The sequence below is a fragment of the Pseudomonas sp. HP_12 genome (assembly GCF_055283955.1).
In genome coordinates, this window is record NZ_JBTOQG010000024.1 from 40,649 (window position 1) to 51,498 (window position 10,850).

Consider the following 10,850-nt stretch of genomic DNA (forward strand, 5'->3'; position numbering starts at 1 on the left):
CAGCCCACTCAACTCTCCAGCTCACTGAGCACCTTCGACACGCTGTCGACAAAGAAGTCCACGCTCCGGCGGCTGGTCACCATTGGCGGTTTGATCTTAAGGATGTTCAGATGATCCCCCGTAGGCTGCATGAAGATCCCCAGCTCACGGAGACGATCACACAAGTAGGCCGTTTCCTCGGTTGCAGGCTCCAGCGTCTCCTGGTCACGAACCAGCTCAAGCCCCAGGTAGAACCCTGAACCATGGACGGCCCCGGCCAGCGGATGTTTGTCGATCAGCGCCAGCAGGCGCTCCTTGAAATAGCCGCCCACCACGCGGGCGTTTTCCCACAGCTTTTCTTCCTCCATGACGTCGAGCACTGCCATGCCGATGCGGCAACTCACCGGGCTGCCGCCGGACGACGAAAAGAAATAGCCCTCGGCCTCTAGCGCCTCCGCGATCTCGCGACGGGTGATGACGGCGCCGAGGGGATGACCGTTGCCCATGCCTTTGGCCATGGTAATGATGTCCGGCGTCACGCCCTGCTCTTCGAAGCCCCAGAAGTAATGACCGAGACGGCCGTAACCCACTTGCACTTCATCGGCGATGCACACCCCGCCTTGGGCGCGGACTTTGTCGTACACCTGCTGCAGATAACCCGGCGGCAACGAAATCCCGCCGGCGTTGCCGTATACCGGTTCGCAGATGAAGCCCGCCACTTGCCGACCTTGCTCCTTTAGCGCGGTCAAGTGCGCGTCTACGCTGCGCAGGTAGAACGGCGTGCTGTCCGCGCCACGAAACTCGCCACGATAGGTATTGGGCGCGACCACAGGATGGACCCAGTCGGGACGCGTGCTCAGCGCTTGCGGGTTGTCGGCGATGGATGTCGAGATGGCATCTGTCGCTACCGACCAGCCGTGATAAGCCTCCAGCACGCTCAGGACGTCGCGGCCGCCGCTGTAGGCCCAGGCCAGACGAATCGCCAGATCATTCGCCTCGGTGCCGCTGTTTACCAAAAACACCCGGTCCATGCCAGCGGGCGCCAGCTTCAGCAGCCGCTCGGAAAACTCGGCGATCGCCGCGTAATGGAAGCGTGAATTGGTGTTGAGCAGCGACCACTGCCGCGCCGCAACCTCAGCCATGCGTGGATGGCCATGACCGAGCACCGCGACGTTGTTGAGCATGTCCAGATAAGAACGGCCCTGCAGGTCGATCAGGTGGTTGCGCCAGCCGCGCTCAATCTGCGGCGGGGCTTGGTAATAATGCTTTTGCGAACGGGCAAAACTGGCGTCGCGACGGGCGAGCAACGCGGCGGAATCTGCCAGTGCGGGCGCATCGCAATCAAAACCCAGCAGCCCTTTGGGGGACGGACACAACGCACGCCAGGCGGCTGCCCGCGAAGGCGTGGTGAACAGCGGCGGGCTCACGTCCGGCTCCGAACACAGCTGCACGATCAACGCGCCGCCGCCCTGCCCGATCACGTCGCCCGCGTCGAACTCGACGCCGGAGTCGAAATCAGAACGCACGCCCCACAGGCGCAGACTCACTTCCGCGCCCACCAACTGCAACGCGCCGTCGGCGGTGTGACGCAGGCTCCCGGCAAATGGCGCATGGACAGCGGTGCCGTGGGGGATCTGCAATTCGGTGTGCAGCGCGAAGGTGTCCGGCTCTTTCGCGCTGTCCGGCAGCGTGCGGGACAGCCGGTATTCGCCATAGCGGCTGGCCGCCAGGCCGTGGTGTTGAGCCGCGTCTTTCAGCAGTTGTTCGTCGATGCCACTGTGTTCCCAGTTGCCCGCCACGAAATGCTCGCTGAGCACACCCAGATCGATAAGGGTAAAACCTTGCCCGCTCAAACTCGGCAACAGCGGCGAAAACGCCTCGGCTTCTTCGTCCGCTTCCCACTCACCCACCGCGTCGAGAATCGCCGCTTCCATCAGCGCAATCGGCACGGAGGTGGCGACGTCGAAGATGTTCCACTCGCTGGCCAGATTGGCCTGGATGTAACCGTTGTCTGGCTCGATGCTCGCCTGTTGCTCGCTGCTCAAGACCAGAACAGCCGAGCGCGCGACGATCAACGGCCACAGCGCCAGCAGCTCCTCGCTCTGAAGCGGGTTGATTTGGTGGTAAGCCTGAATGGCGGGCAGGATGAAAAAAGGATCCCCCTCGGCATGGTGCAGCAGCGCGGCGCAGGTCACCGAGAGGTCGGCGATGCGCCACGTGCGGACCAGATCGCCAAAGTCGATCAGCCCTTGAAGCTGCCACTGGCGATGGGCGTCCCGAGCCCAGACCACGTTGTACTCGGTGATGTCCATGTGAATGGCTTGCACCGGCAGCGACGCCACCAGCGGCAGCAAATAGGCCTGGGCCTGCTCGGCGGCCTCGGCGATGCAGGCGCGCTTGTCGGCATCGGCAATGACCGGGAGCAGATGCTCAATCAACGCAAACGCGTGCCGCGGGTCCCACTGCAACACACGGTCCAGACCTGGGTGCTCGAAACCGGCCAGCGCGACATCAACACGGGCGCAGAGCTGCGCCAATCCGGTCACGACGTGCCGGTTCAGATGGGCGACGTGGGCCAGTGATTGTCCGTCGATAAACTCGAGAACGCGCAGGTGCACGGCGTTGCCGTTGTGATCGACAGACAACAAGTCTTCACCGTTCAGCCCTGGCATCACGGCCGGAACGCGCACCTGCGGCTCAGCACCCAGATGCCGCAACGCTGCATGCTGGGCCGCAAGCTCGGTGGTTGAGTAAGCGCCATGGCAGATCTTCAGGACGAAACGGCGTCCGTCCCCGCAGTCCAGCAGGAAGTTTCGGTCTTGATGGCTGCCCAACTCCTTTAATGTTCCCGACAGCCCGTAATACGTCGCCAGCCATTCACCGGCATGCACGGCGTCGACGTCCGGGCATGGCAGGCTGGAACGGCGAATCAAGGTGTCGAGCGACATGAAAGGAGTCCTGAGAGAGAAAGGCGCGAACAATATCGCCAGTTGCGCGACCGTTAATCAACCCCGCGCCATTTGCCAATAAAGAAATGCGTTAACGGACCGATAGATAGGCCAGGCGTTAAGCCCGTGAAACATCCGCGGCGGTTTAATGGCGCTGATTGCCATGGGCCATCAATTAATTTCATCGCTTGTTGGCGGATTGCTCCTTGCGTCAGTCAGCAAGGCCCCACAAGCTATGCTCCATCGTCCTACGCCTTTATCGTCTTACGTCTTTCCAGGGAAGAAGGTTTATCCATGCGAATACTTGTTACCGGTGGCGCCGGCTTCATCGGCTCTGCGCTGATCCGTCATCTGATCAACAACACCGATCACGACGTCCTCAATTTCGACAAGCTGACCTACGCCGGGAATCTTGAGTCGCTGCAGGGCATTGCGAACAACACTCGGTATGAGTTCGTGCAAGAAGACATCGTTGATCAGGCTGCGGTGAGCAAAGTCCTCGCGCGCTTCAAGCCGGACGCGATCATGCACCTGGCGGCTGAGTCCCACGTCGACCGTTCGATTGACGGCCCGTCGGAGTTCATTCAGACCAACATCGTCGGCACCTACAGCCTGCTGGAAGCGACCCGCAGCTATTGGCTGACCTTGCCCGAAGCCGAGCGCGCAGCTTTCCGCTTCCATCACATCTCTACGGACGAAGTGTATGGCGACCTGCACGGCGTGGACGATCTGTTCACTGAAACCACGCCCTACGCGCCAAGCTCGCCGTATTCGGCCAGCAAAGCGGCGTCGGACCATCTGGTTCGCGCCTGGCAGCGCACCTACGGGCTGCCGGTGGTCGTCACCAACTGCTCGAACAACTACGGCCCGTTCCACTTCCCCGAGAAGCTCATCCCGCTGGTGATTCTCAACGCCCTGGCCGGGAAGCCGCTGCCGGTGTACGGCAACGGCTTGCAGGTGCGTGACTGGCTGTTCGTCGAAGACCACGCCCGCGCATTGCTTAAGGTGGTAACCGAGGGCCAGGTCGGCGAGACCTACAACATCGGCGGCCACAACGAACAAAAGAACATCGACGTCGTGCGCGGCATCTGCGCGCTGCTCGAAGAGCTGGCACCGGAACAGCGCAAAGGCGTGGCCCACTACGCGGACCTGATCACCTACGTGACCGACCGCCCGGGCCATGACATGCGTTACGCCATCGACGCCAGCAAGATCGAGCGCGAACTGGGCTGGACACCGGAAGAGACATTCGAATCCGGCCTGCGCAAAACCGTGCAGTGGTATCTCGACAATCTTGAATGGTGCCGCAACGTGCAAGACGGCAGCTATAAGGGCGAACGCCTGGGCACCAACGTGAAGGAACTGATCGCATGACTAAAGGAATTGTACTGGCCGGCGGCTCGGGCACACGCCTGCACCCGATCACCCTCGGGGTCTCAAAACAGCTGTTGCCGATCTACGACAAACCGATGATCTATTACCCGATCTCGGTGCTGATGCTGGCCGGGATCAAGGACATCCTGGTCATCTCGACGCCGCTGGACCTGCCGCAGTACCGGGCGCTGCTGGGTGACGGCAGTCAGTTCGGCGTGCGCTTTCATTACGAGGAGCAGCCCAAGCCGGACGGCCTCGCGCAGGCATTCCTCATTGGCGAAGAATTCATCGGCGATGACTCGGTGTGCCTGATTCTCGGCGACAACATCTTCCACGGTCAGCACTTCAGCGAGCAGCTCACGCGTGCGGCGGCCAACACCTCCGGCGCGACCGTGTTTGGCTACTGGGTGAAGGATCCAGAGCGTTTCGGCGTGATCGACTTTGATGAGCACGGCCACGCGCTGTCCATCGAAGAGAAGCCCAAGGCGCCGAAGTCCAGCTACGCCGTGACCGGTCTGTATTTCTACGACAACGAAGTCATTCAGATCGCCAAGGACGTCAAGCCGTCCCCGCGCGGCGAGCTGGAGATTACCGACGTCAACAACGCCTACCTCAAGCGCGGCGACCTGCGCGTCGAGCGCTTTGGCCGCGGCTTCGCTTGGCTCGATACGGGTACTCACGACAGCCTGCTGGACGCGTCGCAATACGTGCAAACCATTGAGCACCGTCAGGGCCTGAAGGTCGCGTGCCTGGAAGAAATCGCCTACCAGAACGGCTGGATCGACCGCGCCCACCTGTTGAACAGGGCTGACTATTTCGGCAAGACCGGCTACGGTCAGTACCTGTTCAAGATCGCAGGGGAAAGTCAGTGAAAGTGGTTGCCAGCAAGTTGCCTGAAGTCCTCATCATCGAACCCAAGGTGTTCGGCGATGAGCGTGGCTTCTTTTACGAAAGTTTCAACGCCCGGGCCTTTGCCGAGGCCACCGGCGTCGCCGATCAGTTCGTTCAGGACAATCACTCGCGCTCGCAGAAAGGTGTCCTGCGCGGGTTGCATTACCAAATCGACAACCCACAGGGCAAACTGGTGCGCGTGACCGTCGGCAGCGTGCTGGACATCGCAGTCGACATCCGTCGCAGCTCGCCACAGTTCGGCCAGTGGTTCGGTCTGGAGCTGTCTGCCGAGAACGCTCGCCAGCTGTGGATTCCCAAGGGTTTCGCCCACGGCTTCGTGGTGTTGAGCGACTACGCCGAGTTTCTCTACAAGACCACCGACTACTACACGCCGTCGGCCGAGCGCTGCATTCGCTGGGACGATCCTGAGCTGGGCATTGACTGGGGCTTGAGCGAAGCACCTCAATTGTCGGCCAAGGATCAGGTCGGCAAGCTCCTGAAAGACGCGGACCTGTTCCCGTGAGTGCGCCGCTGCGCATTTTGATCAGCGGGCAACACGGCCAGGTCTCCCATGCGCTGCAGCAACGCCTGCAGAACACGGGTGAGCTGATCGTGCTGGGCCGTGATCAGCTGGATTTGAGTCAGCCGGAATCCATCCGCCCGGTGGTTCGCGACATCAAGCCGGACCTGATCATCAACGCTGCCGCGCACACGGCAGTGGATCAGGCCGAAAGCGAGCCGGACCTGGCCTTCGCCATTAACGCGACGTCCCCCGGTGTATTCGCTGAAGAAGCTGCGGCACTGGGCATTCCGCTGATTCACTACTCCACCGATTACGTGTTCGACGGCAGCAAGGCTGGCGCGTGGGTTGAGTCCGACGCGCCGAATCCGCTGGGCGTCTACGGCAGCAGCAAACTGGCGGGCGAGCGGGCTATCGCCGCAGCGGGCGGGCAGCACCTGATTCTGCGCACTAGCTGGGTGTACTCCCTGACCGGGCGCAACTTTCTGCTGACCATGCAGCGCTTGTTGCAGGAGCGCGAGAAGCTGTCGATCGTTGCGGACCAGATCGGCGCACCCACCTGGGCCGGCACCATCGCCGCCAGCACCGGTGCGCTGATCGAACGCTGGCTTGACGGTGCGCCAGGCGCCTGGGGTGTTTATCACCTGACGGCCAGCGGCGAGACGTCGTGGTTCGGGTTCGCTGAAGCCATTGGTCAGCAGTTGATCAACAGCGGCAAACCCTGCGCGACCCTTGAGCCGATTGCTTCCAGCGCTTACCCGACGCCGGCTGCACGCCCGCTCAATTCGCGCCTGGATTGCAGCCTGTTGCAGCGCGAGTGGGGCGTCAGCCAGCCCGACTGGCACGATGCGTTGCTGGAGTGCTTAGCGCAGCAGCGGTAGGCATAATGGGTCGACTCGATGTTGAGCGGCTGCGGAATACTGAATCATCCGCAGCCGCTCTACACCGCAACGAACCCACCGGCGATTCCATGATCAGCACTAACGCCCTTCCCCGCCGCCCTCGCTGGCGCAGCCTTGCCTTGCTGGCGCTGATCCTCGCCCCGTTGCTGTGGCCGCTCGAACGCCTGGCCGAACACTATTACCGCAATGAGCTGCTGAGCCAGAATCGCCAGACCCTCGACCTGTACGTCGCCAACCTGCTGGGCACGCTGCACCGCTATGAAGTTCTGCCACAGATTCTCGGCGACCTGCCCGGGCTGCGTGCCATGTTGGCGAACCCCCAGGACAAACAGGCGCAAGCCCAGGCCAACGTGCTGCTGATGAACACCGCCCGGCAGACCGGCGCCGAGGTGATCTACCTGATGGCGCCCAATGGCGACACCCTCGCCGCGTCGAACTGGGACAAACGCGACAGCTTCGTTGGCCGCAACTTCGCCTTCCGCCCGTATTTCAGCAATGCCATGGCTGGCAATCTCGGCCGCTTTTTCGGCCTGGGCACAACGTCAGCCAAACGCGGCTACTTCTTCGCCGCAGCCGTGCGCGACGGCGACACTGTGATCGGTGTGCTGGTGGTCAAGGTCGATCTGGACCTCACTGAAACCTTGTGGGGCAAAACGCCGGAACAGTTGCTCGTCACCGACCACAACGGCGTGGTGATCCTGACCTCCAACCCGGCCTGGCGTTTCCGCGCCACGCGCCCGCTCAGTGAGGAAGAAAAGCAGGCCATCGTCGCCATCCAGCCCTACCCGACCCGCGATCCGCGCCCGCTGCAGCTGGATGAAAACGGCTGGCTCAAGCAAACCCAGCAGATCGACGAGACCGGCTGGAGCGTGAACATCCTCGCCCCCCAGATGCTGGTGTCGAGGCCGGTGCGGACGGTGGTTGCCATTGGCGGTGGTGCGTTGCTGGTGCTGATGCTTCTATTGGGGCTGATGATGCAGCGCCGCCGCCATTATCTGGATCGCATCAACTTCGAGGCCAAGGCGCGCCGGGAGCTGGAAGTGCGAGTCGCCGAGCGGACCTGCGATCTGGAAGGCGTCAACCAGCGACTGCGTCAGGAAGTTCTCGAACGCGAGCAGGCGCAGCAGGAACTGTTTCGCGCCCAGGACGAACTGGTTCAGGCCGGCAAGCTGTCAGCGCTGGGCACGATGTCGGCGAGCATCAGCCATGAACTCAACCAACCGCTGGCGGCCATTCGCAGTTACGCCGAGAACGCCGAAGTGCTGCTCGATCATCAGCGCACCGAAGACGCCCGCGGCAACCTCAAGCTGATCAGCGAACTCACCGGGCGCATGGCGTCGATTATTGCGCACCTGCGCGCCTTCGCCCGGCGTGACCGGCATGCGCCTGAAAGCGTGGCGCTGCAGCCAGCGCTGGACGATGCGCTGGCCCTGCTCGCCAAGCGTCGGCGCGCGATGGAAGTGGAATTGATCCGCGATTTACCCGCCGCGACCTTGTGGGTGCAGGCCGGCGAGACGCGGCTGCGTCAGGTGCTGGGGAATCTACTGGCGAATGCGCTGGATGCCCTGACCGAGAAAGGCCCACCGCGCAAATTGTGGATCAGCGCCGAGTACAACGCCGAGGGCGTTAATCTGTACATCCGCGACAACGGCCCGGGGTTTTCCAGAGAAGCGCTGGAGCACGCCCGCGAGCCGTTTTTCACCACCAAGACGCGCACCCAAGGGCTCGGCCTGGGCCTGGCGATCTGCGATACGCTGATGCGCGCACTGGGCGGCGAGCTGCTGTTCGCCAATCACCCGGAAGGCGGTGCGCTGCTGACGTTGCGGATGCGCACCGGCGCCTCGGGCGTCAACCTTCAACCGTCTGAGGACTTATCTGCATGAGCACCGACGCCATCGACAGCCGCATTCAGGTGGTGCTGATCGACGACGACCCGCACCTGCGTCAGGCGCTGAGCCAGACGCTCGATCTCGCCGGCCTGAAAATCCTGCCGCTGAGCGACGCCAAAGGCCTGCAAGCGCGCATCGAGCGTGACTGGCCGGGGGTAATCGTCAGTGACATCCGCATGCCGGGCATCGACGGCCTCGAACTGCTCCACCATCTGCACGCCCAGGATCCGGAGTTGCCGGTGCTGCTGATCACCGGACACGGCGACGTGCCGCTGGCGGTGCAGGCCATGCGCGCCGGAGCCTACGATTTTCTGGAAAAACCCTTTGCCAGCGACGCACTGCTCGACAGCGTTCGGCGCGCCCTGGCGCTGCGCAGGCTTGTGCTGGACAACCGGAGCTTGCGGCTCGAGCTCAGCGACCGTCAGCAACTGAGCACGCGACTGGTGGGGTTATCCGCCCCCATCCAGCGCCTGCGCGATCAGATCGGCGCGCTGGCGGCGACCAAGGCTGACGTGTTGATTCTTGGCGAAACCGGCGCCGGCAAAGAAGTGGTCGCCCGCGCACTGCACGATTTGTCCAACCGCCGTAATGGTCCGTTCGTGGCGATCAACGCCGGGGCGCTGGCCGAGTCGGTGGTGGAAAGCGAGCTGTTCGGCCACGAGTCGGGCGCCTTCACCGGCGCGCAAAAGCGGCGCATCGGCAAGTTCGAATTCGCCAACGGCGGCACGCTGTTTCTGGATGAAATCGAAAGCATGAGCATGGACGTTCAGGTCAAGCTGCTGCGTTTGCTGCAAGAGCGCGTGGTTGAGCGGCTGGGCGGGAATCAGCAGATCCCGTTGGACATCCGGGTGATCGCAGCGACCAAAGAAGACCTGCGCCAGGCGGCGGACCAAGGGCGTTTCAGGCCCGACTTGTATTACCGCCTCAATGTCGCGCCGTTGCGCATTCCGCCGCTGCGCGAGCGTGGCGAAGACGCGTTGGTGCTGTTCCAGCATTTCGCCGACACCGCCAGTTTGCGCCACGGTCTGCCCCGCCATGAATTGCAGCCGGGGCATCGGGCGCTGCTGCTGCGTCACACTTGGCCCGGCAACGTACGTGAACTGCAGAACGCCGCCGAGCGTTTTGCCTTGGGCCTTGAGCTGGAACTGGAAGGCGAGGCGCAGCCGGATCTGGTGGCGTCCAATGGCGGGCTGAGCGAGCAGGTCGAGGCGTTCGAGCGAGCATTGATCGCCGCCGAACTGACCCGTCCGCACAGCTCGGTCCGCAGCCTCGCCGAAGCCTTGGGCCTGCCACGCAAAACCCTGCACGACAAACTGCGCAAGCACGGGCTGACTTTCAACGGCGCGGGGTCCGACGACAATGACTGATCGGGATTGTCTTTCCGCTGAAGGCCTGGAAGCGGTGTTGCACCGGGACATTCCCCTCACCCGGGAGATGGGCGTCAAGGTGCTGGGCTGGCGAGACCATCAACTGCGCCTGCACCTGCCGTTGGCGCCCAACGTCAATCACAAGAACACCTTGTTCGGCGGCAGCCTGTACTGCGGCGCGGTGCTGGCGGGCTGGGGTTGGCTGTACTTGCGGCTCAAGGAAGCCGGGATCGACGACGGGCACATTGTGATTCAGGACGCCCAGATCAGTTATCCCCTGCCAGTCACCCGCGATGGCATCGCCATTTGCGACGCACCGGATGAAGCGAGCTGGGAGAGATTCGTGAAGCTCTACCACCGACGCGGCCGTGCGCGCCTGACGCTGCACACCCGGATCGTGGCTGATGGATCAGAAGAAACGGCAGTGGAATTCGTCGGGCAGTTCGTGCTGCATCGCTGAACAAAGCTGCCCGACACGGCTTGCCCATGTAGGAGTGACCGGGGTGGCGCTCCACCTTGCTCGCGAAGAAGGCATTCCAGCCGCTGAAAATTGCGTGGATATATCGACCTATTCGCGAGCAAGCTCGCTCCCACAATCCGTATTCAGCAGAGACATCTGCAGCGTCTTCTGACACCGCGCTTTCTCGCAGCAGACCCAGCCCCTGTAGGAGTGAGCTTGCTCGCGAAGACGGCATTCCAGCCGCTGAACATTGCGTGGATATACCGACCTATTCGCGAGCAAACTCGCTCCCACAATCCGTATTCAGCAGAGACATCTGCAGCGTCTTCTGACACCGCGCTTTCTCGCAGCAGACACAGCCCCTGTAAGAGTGAGCTTGCTCACGAAGACGGCATTCCAGCCGCTGAACATTGCGTGGATATAACGGCCTATTCGCGAGCAAGCTCGCTCCCACAATCCGTATTCAGCAGAGACATCTGCAGCGTCTTCTGACACCGCGCTTTCTCGCAGCAGACACAGC

At 62.5% G+C, this 10,850-nt stretch carries 8 protein-coding genes; 7 read left to right on the plus strand and 1 reads right to left on the minus strand.

Going from position 1 to position 10,850, the window contains the following annotated elements; translation table 11 throughout:
* Positions 1 to 8 precede the first annotated feature (8 nt).
* Positions 9 to 2,927, minus strand: coding sequence for an aminotransferase (locus ACYASU_RS17200; RefSeq protein WP_463583474.1), 2,919 nt, complete (start codon positions 2,925 to 2,927; stop codon positions 9 to 11).
* 294 nt (positions 2,928 to 3,221) lie between these two features.
* Between ACYASU_RS17200 and rfbB the strand changes: the two genes are divergently transcribed.
* From rfbB to ACYASU_RS17235, 7 genes are all read left to right on the plus strand, one after another.
* A complete protein-coding gene (rfbB, locus tag ACYASU_RS17205; RefSeq protein WP_346628074.1) occupies positions 3,222 to 4,301 on the plus strand; it encodes a dTDP-glucose 4,6-dehydratase in 1,080 nt (359 codons plus the stop codon).
* The gene (rfbA, locus tag ACYASU_RS17210) at positions 4,298 to 5,173 is read left to right on the plus strand and encodes a glucose-1-phosphate thymidylyltransferase RfbA (protein WP_282365720.1); all 876 of its coding nucleotides are present in this window, start codon (positions 4,298 to 4,300) and stop codon (positions 5,171 to 5,173) included. The genes rfbB and rfbA overlap by 4 nt, the downstream gene beginning before the upstream one ends.
* Entirely contained in the window at positions 5,170 to 5,715 is a 546-nt protein-coding gene (gene rfbC / locus ACYASU_RS17215) for a dTDP-4-dehydrorhamnose 3,5-epimerase (RefSeq protein ID WP_463583475.1), read from the plus strand. The genes rfbA and rfbC overlap by 4 nt, the downstream gene beginning before the upstream one ends.
* On the plus strand, positions 5,712 to 6,593 hold the full coding sequence (gene rfbD, locus ACYASU_RS17220) for a dTDP-4-dehydrorhamnose reductase (protein ID WP_463583476.1): 882 nt from the start codon (positions 5,712 to 5,714) through the stop codon (positions 6,591 to 6,593). Before rfbC ends, rfbD begins: the two co-directional genes overlap by 4 nt.
* A gap of 89 nt (positions 6,594 to 6,682) precedes the next feature.
* Complete coding sequence (locus tag ACYASU_RS17225) at positions 6,683 to 8,497, plus strand: sensor histidine kinase (protein WP_192171326.1); 1,815 nt, start codon at positions 6,683 to 6,685, stop codon at positions 8,495 to 8,497.
* Positions 8,494 to 9,870, plus strand: coding sequence for a sigma-54-dependent transcriptional regulator (locus ACYASU_RS17230; RefSeq protein ID WP_346628076.1), 1,377 nt, complete (start codon positions 8,494 to 8,496; stop codon positions 9,868 to 9,870). The genes ACYASU_RS17225 and ACYASU_RS17230 overlap by 4 nt, the downstream gene beginning before the upstream one ends.
* Entirely contained in the window at positions 9,863 to 10,330 is a 468-nt protein-coding gene (locus tag ACYASU_RS17235) for a YiiD C-terminal domain-containing protein (protein WP_463583477.1), read from the plus strand. Before ACYASU_RS17230 ends, ACYASU_RS17235 begins: the two co-directional genes overlap by 8 nt.
* Positions 10,331 to 10,850: the final 520 nt, after the last annotated feature.